Annotated in this window: 8 protein-coding genes; all 8 read left to right on the top strand. The window is 36.3% G+C overall.

Annotated features, from left to right (window positions below; translation table 11 throughout):
* Positions 1 to 9: 9 nt before the first annotated feature.
* The 8 genes from CJ739_RS04910 (at position 10) to CJ739_RS20550 (ending at position 15780) form a co-directional block, all read left to right on the top strand.
* Complete coding sequence (locus CJ739_RS04910; RefSeq protein WP_117173000.1) at positions 10 to 1605, top strand: RagB/SusD family nutrient uptake outer membrane protein; 1596 nt, start codon at positions 10 to 12, stop codon at positions 1603 to 1605.
* A 27-nt stretch (positions 1606 to 1632) separates the two neighbouring features.
* Positions 1633 to 3549: a hypothetical protein gene (locus CJ739_RS04915; protein ID WP_117173002.1), complete on the top strand. Its 1917-nt coding sequence runs from the start codon at positions 1633 to 1635 to the stop codon at positions 3547 to 3549.
* A gap of 256 nt (positions 3550 to 3805) precedes the next feature.
* Positions 3806 to 5398 carry a GH39 family glycosyl hydrolase gene (locus tag CJ739_RS04920; RefSeq protein WP_117173004.1) on the top strand — a complete coding sequence of 531 codons (1593 nt, stop codon included), beginning with the start codon at positions 3806 to 3808 and terminating at the stop codon, positions 5396 to 5398.
* Between the two features lie 44 nt (positions 5399 to 5442).
* Entirely contained in the window at positions 5443 to 8310 is a 2868-nt protein-coding gene (locus CJ739_RS04925; protein ID WP_117173006.1) for a TIM-barrel domain-containing protein, read from the top strand.
* 34 nt (positions 8311 to 8344) lie between these two features.
* Entirely contained in the window at positions 8345 to 10585 is a 2241-nt protein-coding gene (locus CJ739_RS04930; protein WP_117173008.1) for a glycoside hydrolase family 3 C-terminal domain-containing protein, read from the top strand.
* 12 nt (positions 10586 to 10597) lie between these two features.
* Positions 10598 to 12118 (top strand): cellulase family glycosylhydrolase, encoded by a 1521-nt coding sequence (locus tag CJ739_RS04935; protein ID WP_117173010.1) that lies wholly within the window; start codon positions 10598 to 10600, stop codon positions 12116 to 12118.
* Positions 12119 to 12656: 538 nt separating this feature from the next.
* A complete protein-coding gene (locus CJ739_RS04940; RefSeq protein WP_117173012.1) occupies positions 12657 to 14168 on the top strand; it encodes an alpha-L-fucosidase in 1512 nt (503 codons plus the stop codon).
* Between the two features lie 247 nt (positions 14169 to 14415).
* The gene (locus CJ739_RS20550; RefSeq protein WP_117172267.1) at positions 14416 to 15780 is read left to right on the top strand and encodes a transposase; all 1365 of its coding nucleotides are present in this window, start codon (positions 14416 to 14418) and stop codon (positions 15778 to 15780) included.
* Positions 15781 to 15923 lie beyond the last annotated feature (143 nt).

Raw genomic sequence — 15923 nt, forward strand, 5'->3', positions numbered from 1 at the left:
ATACTGAAAATGAAAAATACATATATATACATCATGTTGGTAGGTGCGTTGTCTTTAAGCTCATGTAGTTTAGATACACAACCATACACAGAATTAACGGAAACTAACTTTTATTCCACACCAAAAGATGCATTAACTGCTTTAATAGGATGTTATGATGGTTTACAAGTGGCAACCGGCGCATCAGGCACTGGACTTCCAGTAGCGACCGAGGTTTTCTCAGACGATTGTTTTGGAGGAACAGGAAATGCCGATGGTTATAATTATGCGGCCTTGGATGAATTTGATATTACGCGAGCACCTAGCTATGTTGATTTATTTAATGGCAATTGGGTAGCTTATTACAAAGCTATTTACCGCTGTAATGTGTTGTTACAAAAAATGGATCAAATTGAATGGGGTGGAGATGATGTTTTAAGAAACACTTACGAATCTGAAGCCAGATTTATTCGAGCTTACATTTACTTTGAAATGGTGAGATTATGGGGGAATATTCCCTTGTTAACAGAACCTTCAACAGAAAACATTCCACAAGCATTGCCTGAAGAAGTTTATAAAGTAATCGCAGAAGATTTAGCTTTTGCTTCAGAAAATTTACCATCTGTAGCTTATAGCACGGTTGATAATGGTCGTGTTACTAAATGGGCTGCTAAATCCTTGCTTGGACGCGTATATTTATACTATACAGGGTATTATGGTGCCTCAGATTTGGCAGGTGTCGTAACAAAAGCACAAGCCTTAGGGCATTTAGAAGATGTCATAACATCTAGCGGGCATGGTCTTGTTGATGATTTTGCTTCATTGTGGCCAGTTGCTGCTGCCTATTCCGATATGGACTATGCTGGAGAAGATAATAAAGAAATCGTGTTCTCTATCAAATACACATTTACCAGTGATTATAACGGAAATATAGATGGTAACCATTGGTTGGTCATGTTTGGAATGAGAGAGTTTTCATATGTACCTTACGGAAATGGTTGGGGCGTTACAGTAAATCCTAAACTTTGGGATGCTTACAGTGATAATGACACCAGAAGATCGGCGACCATAATTTCAGTTGATGATGAAGAAATTCCTTTTGACAAAGTTGACAATCAACGAGAATATACAGGATATTACAACAAAAAATACACACCAATGTCTATGTTAGATGATGAAGGAAACACGGTATCAGCTGTGAATCAATTTGAGGTAACAGATTTTCAAATTAACCAATTTCAAGATTATGTGGTTTTAAGATACGCCGATGTGTTACTTATGGCGGCTGAATTGGGAAGTGCCAATGCCCAAGCTTATTTTGACCAAGTAAGACAACGTGCTTACAAGGCCAATTTCACATCTGTTTCAGTATCTCAAGAAAACATTATGAATGAAAGACATTTAGAATTTGCGTTAGAAGGCATTAGATTTTACGATCTTTTACGCCAAGGTGTAGACACCGCTGCTGCAACAATTGCAGAAACTACCACACTTTTAAGTGGCGGTGTTCCAGAAACAAAAACCATTTCTGAAAACAATATAAAGACCACTAAAGGATTGCAACAAATTCCGAACACACAAATTACTTTGTCTGATGGCGTTTTACAGCAAAATGCTGGTTGGTAATTTTTAACTAAACTAAATTTTTTAAAAATGAAAAACATTAAAATACTAATTGCATCATTTTTGATGTTAGGGATAGTCTCCCTAATTACATCATGTGAGCCAGAAAGTCATTCTTTAGGTAAAACTTTAGATAAATCTGACATTCAGTTTGACATCACCCAAGATTTCACAGCAGATCCGGGAGGAAACACCGTTATATTAACAAACCAAACCAAAGGGGTTACCTTAAATTGGGATTATGTTACTGGAAAATCCAATAAAGCTTTAGAAACTGTAAAATATGCCTTTAAGGGCGACTACACTATAAAAATAACCGCAGTTACATCTGGTGGACTTGTAGAATTGGATCCTGTTACCATTACCGTAACAGATGATAATTTAAATTATGTTAACGACCCACTTTGGACAGCACTTTCTGGAGGTGTTGGTCACTCTAAAACTTGGGTATTGGATTTAGATGAAAACGGCGATTCTAAATATTTTGCAGGACCTATGTATTTCTACGGAACAAGTAATGGATGGTTAGCCGAAGGAGGTGAATGGAGCGGTGGTGATACAGGTTGTTACGGAGACGATTGTTGGAATTGGAATCCAGAATGGAAAGGTAACCAATGGATTGCTGCTCAAGGTAATTACGGAAGCATGACATTCAGTCTTGACGGCGGTCCTTTCTTAACAACAAATCATTTAATGATTCCAAGCTACGGAGAAGAATCTGGAACTTATTTTTTAGATATAAATACTAAAACGCTAACAACATCAAATGCCACTATTTTACATACCAATGAATATGAAACCTGTGTGGATAATTGGTATGAAATGAAAGTTTTTTCTATAACTGAAAACTCTTTACAATTAGGTGTTTTAAGAAAAAGTAGTTGTGATGGAGCAGCAACATTAGTGTATAATTTCATTTCCAAAGAATACAGTGATAATTGGGTGCCAGAAGATTTACCAGATCCGAATCCATCTATTGATTTAGATGGGGGTAGTGTTGATGACTTGTTAGCTGTAACAACAACAACTTCAAAAACTTGGCATCTTAGTGCCGATTCTCCTTTTAATTGGACAGATTTGAATGGAAGTTTCTTAAATAATTTTAATACGGTTGAAGACTATGAAGCAGTTGGATGGACAGGATATGTTGCTGCAGATCAAGATGACGTTATTAAAAACAAAATAACATTCTCAGACGATGGTAGTGTCAACACCATTGACAGTAATGGTGTCGAAGCATCCGGTACCTACTCAACATCTACAGATGGAACAAATATTATTTCATTTACTGGTATTACTCCAACATTCCCAATAGGAAGCTCCTGGGCTACAGTATCAACAACATCACAAAACCAATGGAAAATTGTTAAAACAGCTAAGACAGGTACACTTGTTACAGATATATGGTTTGGCAAACGTGATGAAGTTAAAAGTGAATATATGGTATTCCATTTTGTGTTAGACGACCCATCGTCCGATCCAGATGCAGGCGTTAAAGCCATATTAACCAAAAACCCATGGAAACTTGACTCCAACCGAACCTATGATGTTACAACAGGTTACGGCGCATTACAAGGACCCGTTGTATTCTCCGATTATGCCACTTGGGCTTGGAATCCGCTTCCAGGCGAGCATTATGCCGCTGGTGATGCAGGTGTTGATTATGGCACCATGACATTCAATACCAATGGCACCATGGTAGTTAACCAATTAACTGATATAGGAACAGTTACATTAAATGGAAACTGGAGCGTAACAGATGGTGAATTATCTATTACAGCTGAAATGCTACACCCATGGACTGCAGATTTCGCTGTAGCAGACTGGACAGCAATACAAACTTTTAAAATAGAAAATGGTGCATTGCTTTTGCAAGCTGAAAGAGACCCTGTTTTATCAGGTGAAGATGCGTTCTGGATTACTTGGATATTTGTTCCAGGAACTTAAATTTAAATTTTAAATCACTGTGCTATTTAGAAATAGCACAGTGATTTAATAATCATAAAAGTTGTCATAATACATGTGCCTCTGTTTATGAAAGCTGAAACTTTTATGAAAAAATCATGTACTCATTAGATAAAATACTATTAGAATTTTAATGAAATATTTTTAAAATTGACTGGCAATTTCAAAAAGACCATATTTAAAAACACCTCTATAGTCTTCAATACTTTACCAAAGCAATTTTCAATCAATAAAAGTGATGAAACAAATCCTCCTATTAACATTTACAATAATTTTTAGTTTGTCACAATTTCTATTGGCACAAACTAATAAAAACGCATTATTGAATAACCAAAGAACTATTGAGCTAGATTACAATAAAACATCTGGCAAACTAAATACTACGTTTAAAGAGTGTATTGGAGCTGGTCGTGCAAACGAAGGTTTGCGTGCCGATTGGCAACGACAACTAGCTATGGTAAAGCAAGATTGTGATTTTAAATATATTAGAATGCATGGGCTGCTAACAGACGATATGGGTGTTTATAAATTAGACGAACAAGGAAGAAACCCACAATACAATTACCAATACATTGATGTGTTGTATGATTATATCCTAAGCATAGGAATGAAGCCTTTTGTAGAATTAAGCTTTATGCCCAATTATTTAGCGAGTGGAGACAAAACTGTTTTTTGGTGGAAAGGAAATATAACACCACCAAATAATTATGACAAATGGGCAAGTTTGATTGAAAATTTAGTGACTCATTTCACAGAACGCTATGGTAAAGAAGAAATAAAAACATGGTATTTTGAAGTGTGGAATGAACCAAACTTAAGTGACTTTTGGTCAGGTACTCAAGAAGAATATTTTAAGTTATATAAATATACCGCAGAAGCTGTAAAAAAAGTCAATCCAGAATATCGCATTGGAGGTCCTGCAACTGCTGGAAATGGGTGGATTGAAGAAACCATAAATTTTACGGAACAAAACAAAATACCCTTAGATTATATTTCAACACATACCTACGGGGTAAAACAAGGTTATTTAGATGAGTTTGGAACATCTGGGACTATTTTAAATAAAGATGAATGGAGCGTTAGTGGCGATGTCATTGCGGTTCGCAAAAAAATGGATAGTTTATCAAAGCAAAATTTAGAATTGCATTACACCGAATGGAGTTCGTCCTATACTCCTGCAGATCCTATTCATGATAGCTACCACCAAGCCGCATACATTCTTCAAAAAATAAAACAAATTGGTAATGCTGCCAACTCCATGTCTTATTGGGTGTTTACCGATATTTTCGAAGAAGCAGGTCCAAGATTTACACCTTTTCATGGTGGGTTTGGGTTGGTAAATTATCAAGGTATTAAAAAACCAGCCTATTATGCTTATGCCTTTATGAATAAATTAGGTGAAACCGAATTGCAAAACACTGACAACTATTCTTGGGCTACAAAAAATTCAAATGGAGATGTCCAATTCTTACTTTGGGATTTTACAAATACACATCCTGGAGATACTGAGTTAAACCAAACCTACTACATTAAAGATTTGCCTTCAAAATCCAAAGGAAAAGCGAATATTCAAATTTCTAATTTACCCAAAGGTGATTATACATTGGAAATCTACAAAGTAGGCTATAAACATAACGACCCCTATACGGCATATTTAAATATGGGCAAACCTAATCAGCTAACTAAAGATCAAGTAAGCTTCTTAAAAGAACAAAGCGATGGAAAACCTCTTAAAGAGGAAACCGTCAAAATAAAAGCTAATGGGGTATTTGCAAAAAACCTTTCAATTAATGAAAATGATGTCCTTTTTGTTCAACTTAAAAAACAATAGTTATAAAATAAATCATTAGGTATAAAATATCTTAAAATATTACAATGAAACTAAATAAACTCTATCTAGGTCTTTTTACAGGACTGTTATTAACATCTTGTTCAGCAAAACATTATGTAAAAACAGACAATGGCATTGTTATTAACATTAATAAAACCAACAAAGCAGAAATTAATAAGGTTCGATTAAACGTTTTAGGAGACGAACTCATTCATGTTTCGGCAACTCCAGAACAGGAATTTAAAAAAGATTCTAGTTTAATTATACTTCCTAATTTAAAAAAAACACCGTTCAATGTAACTCAAAACGGAGACTCAATTACCCTTTCCACAAAAACATTACATGTCATGGTTTCTTCAATGGATGGGGGCATTACATTTAAGGATCATGAAGGAAACATTATTTTAGCCGAAAAGCAAGGTGGCGGAAAAACGTTCAATCCTATAGAAGTTGAAGGCACCAAAGGCTACACAGTTCGCCAAATTTTTGAATCGCCAGAGGATGAAGCATTCTACGGGTTGGGTCAGCATCAATCGGACGAATTCAATTATAAAAATAAAAGTGAAGAACTATTTCAGTATAACACCAAGGTTTCGGTACCTTTTATAGTTTCAAATAAAAATTATGGTCTGCTATGGGATAGTTATGCATTAAGCCGTTTTGGTGATAGTCGGCCTTATGAGCAATTAAATGAAGTTTTTAAAATTTATAACAAAGAAGGAAAACAAGGAAGCTTTTCAGGCACTTATAATGCACCCGAATATGGAAAAACACCACTAATTAGAGAAGAAGCGTCAATTTTCTTTGAGGACAAACAAAGTATTAAAAACCTACCAGAAAATTTCCCTTTGAAAAATGCCGAAGTTTTATATGAAGGCGCTATTGAAGCCAAAGAAAGTGGCGAATACAAATTCACACTATACTATGCTGGTTACATCAAAGTATTTTTAAACAACGAATTGGTGGTTCCAGAACGTTGGAGAACCGCATGGAATCCAAACAGCTACAAATTCTCAATGAATCTAAAGGCTGGAAAACGCGTGCCTTTACGCATAGAATGGAACCCAAATGGCGGTACTTCGTATTGTGGTCTAAGGGTAAGAACACCTCAACTAGACGAAGAAAAAAACAACCAGGTTTGGTGGAGTGAAATGAACAAAAACCTAAACTATTATTTTGTTCATGGAAATTCTATGGACGACATCATAAAAGGCTATCGCACGCTAACAGGGAAATCCCAAATCATGCCAAAATGGGCCATGGGCTATTGGCAAAGTCGGGAAAGGTATAAAACGGAAGATGAAATTCTGAGCAATTTAAAGGAATTCAGAGAACGCCAAATTCCCATTGATAATATTGTTTTGGATTGGAATTATTGGGAAGAAGACGCTTGGGGAAGTCATGAATTCGATGCCGAACGTTTTCCTGATCCTAAAGGAATGGTAGATTCTATTCATGCCATGAATGCTAAAATGATGATTTCGGTATGGCCAAAATTCTATAAAACCACAGAACACTTTAAAGAATTTGATGAAAAAGGCTGGATGTACCAACAAGCCATAAAAGATAGTATTCGCGACTGGGTTGGCCCAGGTTATGTAGGGTCTTTTTACGATGCTTATTCAGCTGATGCTCGAAAATTATTTTGGAAACAAATTTATGACAATCTATACCCTATCGGTGTTGATGCTTGGTGGATGGATGCTAGTGAACCAAACGTATTGGATTGTACAGATATGGATTATCGTAAATCACTACAAGGACCGACGGCTTTGGGGTCTTCCACCGAATTTTTCAATACCTATGCTTTAATGAATGCCGAAGCTATTTATAACGGTCAGCGTGAGGTAGCACCAAACAAGCGTGTGTTTTTACTAACACGCTCTGGATTTGCAGGATTACAGCGCTACTCTACCGCAACTTGGAGTGGCGATATCGCAACACGTTGGGAGGATATGAAGGCTCAAATTTCGGCTGGTTTAAACTTCGCTGTTAGCGGTATTCCATACTGGACAATGGATATTGGTGGTTTCTGTGTAGAAGATCGTTATGTGGCTGCGCAATTACAATATAATCAGAACGGAAAAGAAAATGCAGATTATAAAGAATGGCGGGAGTTAAATGCACGTTGGCATCAATTTGGGGCTTTTGCACCATTATATAGATCACATGGACAATTTCCGTTTCGTGAACCATGGAATATTGCTCCTAAAGGACATCCTGCTTACGAGTCTATTCTATATTACAACCAATTACGCTATAGGTTAATGCCTTATATCTACACGATGGCCGGTATGACTTATTTTGAGGATTATACCATCATGCGTCCATTGGTGATGGATTTTTCAAATGATAAAACTGTTGAAAATATTGGCGATCAGTTTATGTTTGGTCCTTCCATAATGGTTAATCCAGTTTACAATTATGAAGCAAGGAATCGCAAGGTTTACTTTCCCAAAACTTCAAATTGGTTCAATTTCTATACTGGTGAATTTATAAAGGGAGGACAAACATTAACGGTCGATGCGCCTTACGAACAAATTCCACTATATATACGCGAAGGCGCTATAATTCCTGTAGGTCCAGAAATTCAATATACCGATGAGAAACCTGCCAACCACATCATCCTTTATGTTTACCAAGGAAAAGACGGCAGTTTTACATTATACGAAGATGAATCTGGAAATTATAATTATGAAAAAGGGCATTTCTCCAATATTGCTTTCAACTATAACGATGCTTCAAAAACAGTAACTATTGAAGATAGACAAGGTGAATTTGAAGGCATGCTTGAAAACCGAACATTTGAAATCATCACTGTAAGCAAAGAACAGCCAAAAGCATTTATGTATGATGCCAAAGGGAAAACTATTGAATACGATGGCAAAAAACAAACCATCAGTTTAAAATAACAAACCAACTATACTATTTTTAAAAGACTTTAAAATGAACATCAAGCATATATACACTTCAATGATTGCTGCTACTTTACTAGTAGTATCCTGTAAGGACACCAAACAATCTGAAAAAACAGCTAACAACACAATGGTTGCAGAATATAAAGGAAAACCCATCACCAAAGAATTCGACGCTAAAATTGATAGTCTTGTAGCGCAAATGACTTTAGAAGAAAAAACCGGTATGCTGCATGGTAATAGTATGTTTGCTACAAAAGCAATTGAACGATTAGGAATACCTGAATTAACGATGGCAGATGGCCCTCTTGGTGTTCGCGAAGAAATTTCCAGAGATTCTTGGACAGCTGCAGGTTGGGACAACGATTTTGCTACCTACTACCCTGCGGGCGGTGGTTTAGCAGCCACTTGGAACACTGAATTAGCTTATCTATTTGGCAGAAGCGTTGGCGAAGAAGCCATTGCAAGGGATAAAGATGTGCTGTTATCGCCAGCTATCAATATTATTAGATCACCACTAGGTGGAAGAACTTACGAGTATTTTACAGAAGACCCTTTTTTAAACAAAAAAATAACCGTGCCATTTATAGTGGGCGTTCAAGAAAACGACGTGGCAGTTTGCGTTAAACATTATGCGGCCAATAATCAAGAAACCAATAGGGATTTTGTTGATGTGCAAATAGATGAACGCACACTTCGCGAAATTTATTTACCAGCATTTGAAGCCGCTGTAAAAGAAGCACATGCTTATAGTTTTATGGGCGCATACAATAAATTCAGAGGGGAGTATTTATGCGAAAACGGCTATATGCTAAACGATGTTTTAAGGGATGAATGGGGTTTTGAAGGCATCGTTATTTCAGATTGGGCCGCGGTTCATGATACCAAAAAATCCATAGAAAATGGGTTGGATGTTGAAATGGGAACCCCAAAACCATTCAATGAATTCTTTTATGCGGATAGTTTAATTGAAAAAGTGAAGTCTGGAGAAATTGCTGAAAGCGATGTAGACACGCATGTAAAACGCATTTTACGCATGATGTTCACCTTAAAAAGTATCGACGATAAAGGACGTGCAAAAGGCAGCATCAATACCGAAGCTCATTTTGAAGATGCTTATAAAATTGCGGCAGAATCGGTCGTATTACTTAAAAACGACAAAAACCTATTACCACTTAAAACGGACAATATAAAAAGCATTGCGGTTATAGGTCATAATGCCATGAAAAAAAATGCCTTAGGTGGTTTTGGCGCCGGTGTAAAAACAAAAAGAGAAGTAACACCATTAGAAGGTCTACAAAATAGACTCCCAAAATCCATCAAAATCAATTATGCCGAAGGGTATCTAGAACGCTATTCAAACGATGAAAAAGCAAAACTGGGTGACATCACATTGAATGGTCCCGTAACCATCAATACCTTAGAACCAAAATTACTTGAAGAGGCTTTAAATGCTGCAAAAAATTCTGATGTAGCTATTATTTTCGCAGGTTCAAATAGAGATTACGAAACGGAAGCATCAGACAGAGCTAGTCTGGACTTACCTTTTGGGCAAGAAGAATTAATTAAAAAAGTATTGGAAGTAAACCCAAATACCATAGTCGTATTTATTGCTGGCGCTCCTTTTGATATTTTAGACATCAGTCAAAAATCCAGTTCATTAATTTGGAGCTGGTTTAATGGGTCTGAAGGCGGAAATGCCTTAGCGGATGTTATTTTAGGCAATGTAAACCCTTCAGGTAAATTACCATGGACGATGCCTAAAAAACTTGAAGATTCCCCGGCGCATGCTACTAATAGTTTTCCAGGTGATGAATCCGTAGTTTACACCGAGGGTATTTTAGTAGGGTATCGTTGGTTTGACACTAAAAATGTAGAACCATTATATCCTTTCGGATACGGCATGTCTTATACAACTTTTGAATTTTCGGATTTAAAAACAGATAAAGAAACTTATAATGCAGATGCTATTATTGAAGTCACATTCAATATCAAAAATACAGGAAAAGTGGCTGGTAAAGAAGTCGCACAATTATACATTTCAGATCCAGAATCCTACGTTGAAAAAGCAGCACAAGAGCTAAAAGGTTTCGAAAAAGTATTCCTTAAAAGCGGTTCTTCAAAAACGGTGACCATGCAACTTCCTGCTAAAGAATTGGCTTATTACAATGAAGTTAAAAAGCAATGGTTGGTAGAACCAGGAACCTATAAAATCAAAATAGGAAATTCTTCTAGAAACATAAAATCTGAGGTTTCCATTAATATCAAATAAATACCGCTAAACATGAAAACAATAAAAATCAAAACAATTATTCAAGCATTATTCCTTTCTATTCCAATAATTTTTTTTGCATGTAGTTCGGACAATTCTCCTGAAAAGGAACCAGAGGAAGAAGTTATTGAATATACCCTTACGGCTAGTGTTACAACTTTGGAATTTCAAAGTGAAGAAAGTAGTCAAGACATCACCATTACCACCAATGTAGACACTTGGGTAATCAGTAGTTCTGGCACCAGTTGGATAACTTTAAGCGAAACCTCTGGTGCTGCGGGATCTACAGTTGTACAAGTTACAGCTTCAGAAAACACAAGCCTAGCGGGTCGGTCTTCTACAATCACAATAAACGCAAATAAAGTAACGCCTGTAAAAATCACCGTCACTCAGGCCGGTGTAACGTCGTCTAACGGTATTTATCCAGATTATAATACAAACCCCATTCCCGCAGATGCCACAGGCATGAGTAGTTCGGCAACAGAAATCGCTGCAAAAATTTCTTTAGGTTGGAATATAGGGAACACCTTAGAAGCCACAGGAGGAGAAACAGCTTGGGGAAACCCGAAAGTTACTAAAGCATTAATTGATGCAGTTAAGGCAAATGGTTTTGATGCGATACGTATTCCTTGCTCTTGGGATCAAAATTTAACAGACAATATTAATGCCAAGATAAAAACAGAATGGTTGGACAGAGTCAAAGAAGTGGTACAATATTGCGTTGATAACGACATGTATGTATTATTAAATATCCATTGGGATGGTGGTTGGTTAGAAAACAATATTAATGAAGCTAGCAAAGAACAAGTCAATGCAAAACAAAAAGCATTTTGGGAGCAAATAGCGACACATTTAAGAGATTTTGATGAACATTTATTGTTTGCTAGTGCTAATGAGCCCGCTGTAGAAAATGCCAGTGAAATGGCGGTTTTAAATTCGTACCACCAAACGTTTATTGATGCTGTTAGAGCAACAGGTGGTAAAAATGCCTATAGAACATTAGTTGTTCAAGGACCGTCTACAGATATTGTAAAAACAAATACTTTAATGAATACCTTACCTACAGATACAGCATCAAACCGATTAATGGCAGAAGTACATTATTATACTCCTTATCAATTTGCAGGACTTACAGAAGATGCCACTTGGGGTAAAATGTTTTATTATTGGGGCACAGGTTTTCATTCTACAACCGATACGACCCGTAATGCCACTTGGGGTGAAGAAACCGAATTAGAAAATTACCTTAAACTGATGAAAACCCAATTTGTAGATCAAGGCATTCCTGTAATACTTGGAGAGTTTGGTGCTATTAGACGCACTACACTAACAGGAGATGCTTTACAGCTGCATTTAGATTCTAGAGCCTATTATTTAAAAACAGTTGTAAAACAAGCTAAAGCAAATGGCCTTTTGCCTTTTTATTGGGATGAAGGAAGTATGGGAAATAATGGGTTTGGTATTTTTAACCGTACTAACAATACGGTATTTGACCAAAAAGCGCTCGATGCTTTATTAGCTGGATTAAACTAAAGCATATATTGTTAATAGTCATTTTATAATTTAGGTTAGTTAGAAAGATTCTTGTTTTAAAGTTTAAACAAGAATCTTTCATATGAACTCGTTTAAACTTTTTTGATTGAAGCGAAAATGTAACCCTGCGCCAGCTGGCTCGTTCACTAAAATAACCCACTGGGTTATTTTTTAACGCTCCGCCCAGTGCTCGGTTGATGACTTTTTTGAGTTGCATAGCAGAGCTACGGAAGAAGAAAAAGACAAAAGGCGAGTGCAAAAGGGCGATTTTTTAGCCAATTATAAAAAGTTTAAACGAGTTCTATATATAAAAAACGAAACATCCATGGTTAATTTTTAACCACCCAAGGGAATGATTATATAAGATGTTCCATGTGACCGAAAAGTTATGAGTTATGAATTATGGGTCAAGAGTCTAACCAAGGGTTAAGGATTAACAATTAACAGATTAAACAGAATTAAGAATTAAAATAACAGACAGAACCCTTAAAACCAGTATGAGTCCCCCTTTGGGGGCTAAGGGGCTAAATATAAACACATGAAAAACATCATAAGTATTTGTTTCATAGCACTTATTAGCCTGTTAAGTTGTTCTCAAAAAAAGAAAGAACCTTTACAAGTTAAAAAAGAGATTATATATGAAGAAAACTGGGAGTCTTTATCAAAATATGATGAAGCTGCCGAGTGGTTTAAAGATGCTAAGTTCGGAATTTATGCACATTGGGGCGTTATGTCTGTGCCAGCTTATGCCAACGATTGGTATGCTAGAAATATGCATATAGAAGGTAGCGACGAATATAAACACCATGTAGCAATATACGGTGAACCATCAAAGTTTGGTTATCATGATTTTGTACCTATGTTTAAAGCTGAAAAATTTGATGCTCATGCGTGGGCAGCGCTTTTTGAAAAATCTGGAGCAAAATTTGCAGGTATTGTTGCCCAGCATCACGATGGTTGGTCTAATTGGGCAAGTAAAATAAATCCTTGGAATGCACTAGACATGGGACCGAAACGTGATGTTTACGGTGAGTTAAGTGAGGCTATTCATAAAAAAAACATGAAACTAGTGGCTTCATTCCATATGGCTAGAAATCTCCAAATCTTTAAAGAACAACCGGAAAAATGGTTGAACGATACGTCTTATTTTCCATACAATCCTAAAATGCCAACGTCGTCTGAAGATCCGCTTTTAGCTAAAATGTATGGCAATATTCCAAAAGAAAAGTTTTATAACGATTGGATTGGTCAACTTAAAGAGGTCATTGATAATTACAGTCCCGATCTAATTTATTTTGATAGTCAAACCCAAAAAATACCAGAATCTTATAGAAAAGCATTTACAGCTTATTATTTTAATGATGCCGTTGCAAAAAATAAACAAGTAGTTTTTACACATAAAGAAGGTGAATTTCCAAAATCGGTGAGTCTTGAAGATTTTGAAAAAGGACGCATGAATAAAATCACCAAAGATTATTGGCTTACAGACGAAACAGTTTCTGTTGGAAGTTGGAGTTACACTGATAATTTAGGCTTGAAAACCCCTAGTGAAATTATCCATGTTTTAGCAGATGTAGTCAGTAAAAACGGCGCTTTAATGCTAAATGTATCGCCTATGGCAAATGGCATTATTCCCCAAAACCAGCAAGATATTTTATTAGAAATCGGTGCATGGTTAAAAATAAACGGTGAGGCTATTTATGGTTCCAGACCTTGGTTTGTTTTTGGCGAAGGCCCCACAAAACAGGAAAAATCCGGGATGTTTTTAGATAAAATCACCTATACCCCACAAGATGTACGTTATACCAAAAATGGGAACACTATTTACGCAATTATTTTAGGCTGGCCGGGCAATAACGCTCCCATAACATTAACCGCTTTTACTAAAAGTGTTTTAGAGGAAAACATTCCTAAAGCACAGCAAATTTCTATTTTAGGCTTTAACGGAGTGGTTCCTTTTACCCAAAACAGTGAAGGTTTACATTTTAAAACACCCAATGAAAAAATAAACGATCATGCGTTTGTAATTAAAATCGAGACTAATAATTAACGTGAGTGCGATGTAATGCAATCTGATATCCAGGCGCTTAAATAATTAAATCAAACAATCAAAAAAAACGATATCATTACAAAACCTTAGTTCAGGTTGATAAACATACCCTGTAACTTTTAACTGTTTAGGCATATTCATAATAATATAAACTATTGTTTTTCAATAAAATAGGTATTATATTAGAAGGAACAAACCCCGAAATTGCTCCAAACGGGCCAAAAACGGGGTTTTCTTTTAAAGTGTGATGCCAAAAATAATACGTTTAAGCGAATTTCAATACGAAATTCCAATTTTCGCCATCAATAAAGATTTTGATGGATTTTATGCCCAATTTCTAAAAACCGATTTGGGCAAAATTTACCTTTCCACGCCTTTTTCCGAGCTTGGTCAATCTTTCAAATTGAAAGATTCTAAAAAAGGAACCCATTGCTATTTTAGTCCCAAAGGGAAAATTGCCCTGATGATGCTCAAAAACTATTATGGATGCTCGGACAAGAAACTGATCGAGCTTTTGAATGGAAATATTTTCATGCAGTTTTTTTGCGATATTCTAATTCCCATCGATAAACCGCTGACCAACTTTAAGATCGTGAGCCAAATCAGGATGGAGCTTTCCAAGGGTTTAAATATTAGAAGATCCCAAGAAGTACTTGCCAAGAACTGGATTCCTTATATGAAGGACCTGGACAAAATGTTTACCGATGCGACCTGTTACGAGAGCGAAGTGCGTTTTCCAACCAATCAGAAATTGCTTTGGGAATGCGTTCAGTGGAACTACAGACAAATGGAATCCTTATGCCGCACTTTGAAAATCAAATTGCCCAGGACCAAATATCTGGATTGGTGCAGACGCTATAACGAGTATTCGAAAAAACGAAAGAAACAATCCAAATACCGCACAAAAGTAACCCGAGGGTTACTGAAATTACTGTACAAACTTAACGGTGCACTGGGTCAGATAGAAAATCAATATCCATTTGAATCCACCGCTAAATACAAGCGACAACGATCCATTATTGCCAAAGTTTACCGGCAACAGGCACAAATATTTAAAACAGGAAAAAGTGTTCCCGATAGAATCGTAAGCATCAGCAAAAGTTACATTCGTCCAATTGTGCGGGGCAAAGAAACCAAACAGGTAGAATTTGGAGCAAAAGTGAACAAAGTTCAAATAGACGGAATCAATTTTATTGAGCATATCCAGTACCGTGCCTTCAATGAAGGGACCCGTTTGCAGAGCAGTGTATCTTGCGCCCAAAACCTGACCAAGACTAAAATAAAAATACTGGGGGCAGATGCTATTTATGCTACCAATAAAAACCGAACATTTACCTCAAGTCGCAAAATCCAGACCGATTTTATCAGAAAAGGAAAGGCTGGTAAAAACGAAGAACAGCGTAAAATTTTGGCCAGAGAAATCAAAAAAGAACGTTCCACACGTCTTGAAGGAAGCTTTGGTAAAGAAAAAGAACATTACAACCTGAAAAAGATCAAGGCCAAAACCCAAAAGAGCGAGATTCTCTGGATTTTCTTCGGAATCCATACAGCCAATGCTCTTGAAATTGGAAGAAGAATTTACAGCTCTCGATTTAAAAACTTAGCTGCTTAAAAAAACGAAAGCTAACTTCGATGGGATACTTGTGTCCTGTTGGAAACAAAAACGCATTCTTTTCTATAAAATTATCCTTAAAAAACTCCAAATAACAAAAATGACCGATTTTGAAAATCAAAATCGGTCATTTTTTATGTTAG

This window comes from Mariniflexile sp. TRM1-10 (assembly GCF_003425985.1).
Taxonomy (GTDB): Bacteria; Bacteroidota; Bacteroidia; order Flavobacteriales; family Flavobacteriaceae; genus Mariniflexile.

Excerpts from the sequence above, each read along its gene's own strand:
- CJ739_RS04910 (WP_117173000.1), top strand. The coding sequence starts at position 10 with ATGAAAAATACATATATATACATCATGTTGGTAGGTGCGTTGTCTTTA.
- CJ739_RS04915 (WP_117173002.1), top strand. The coding sequence starts at position 1,633 with ATGAAAAACATTAAAATACTAATTGCATCATTTTTGATGTTAGGGATA.
- CJ739_RS04920 (WP_117173004.1), top strand. The coding sequence starts at position 3,806 with ATGAAACAAATCCTCCTATTAACATTTACAATAATTTTTAGTTTGTCA.
- CJ739_RS04925 (WP_117173006.1), top strand. The coding sequence starts at position 5,443 with ATGAAACTAAATAAACTCTATCTAGGTCTTTTTACAGGACTGTTATTA.
- CJ739_RS04930 (WP_117173008.1), top strand. The coding sequence starts at position 8,345 with ATGAACATCAAGCATATATACACTTCAATGATTGCTGCTACTTTACTA.
- CJ739_RS04935 (WP_117173010.1), top strand. The coding sequence starts at position 10,598 with ATGAAAACAATAAAAATCAAAACAATTATTCAAGCATTATTCCTTTCT.
- CJ739_RS04940 (WP_117173012.1), top strand. The coding sequence starts at position 12,657 with ATGAAAAACATCATAAGTATTTGTTTCATAGCACTTATTAGCCTGTTA.
- CJ739_RS20550 (WP_117172267.1), top strand. The coding sequence starts at position 14,416 with ATGCCAAAAATAATACGTTTAAGCGAATTTCAATACGAAATTCCAATT.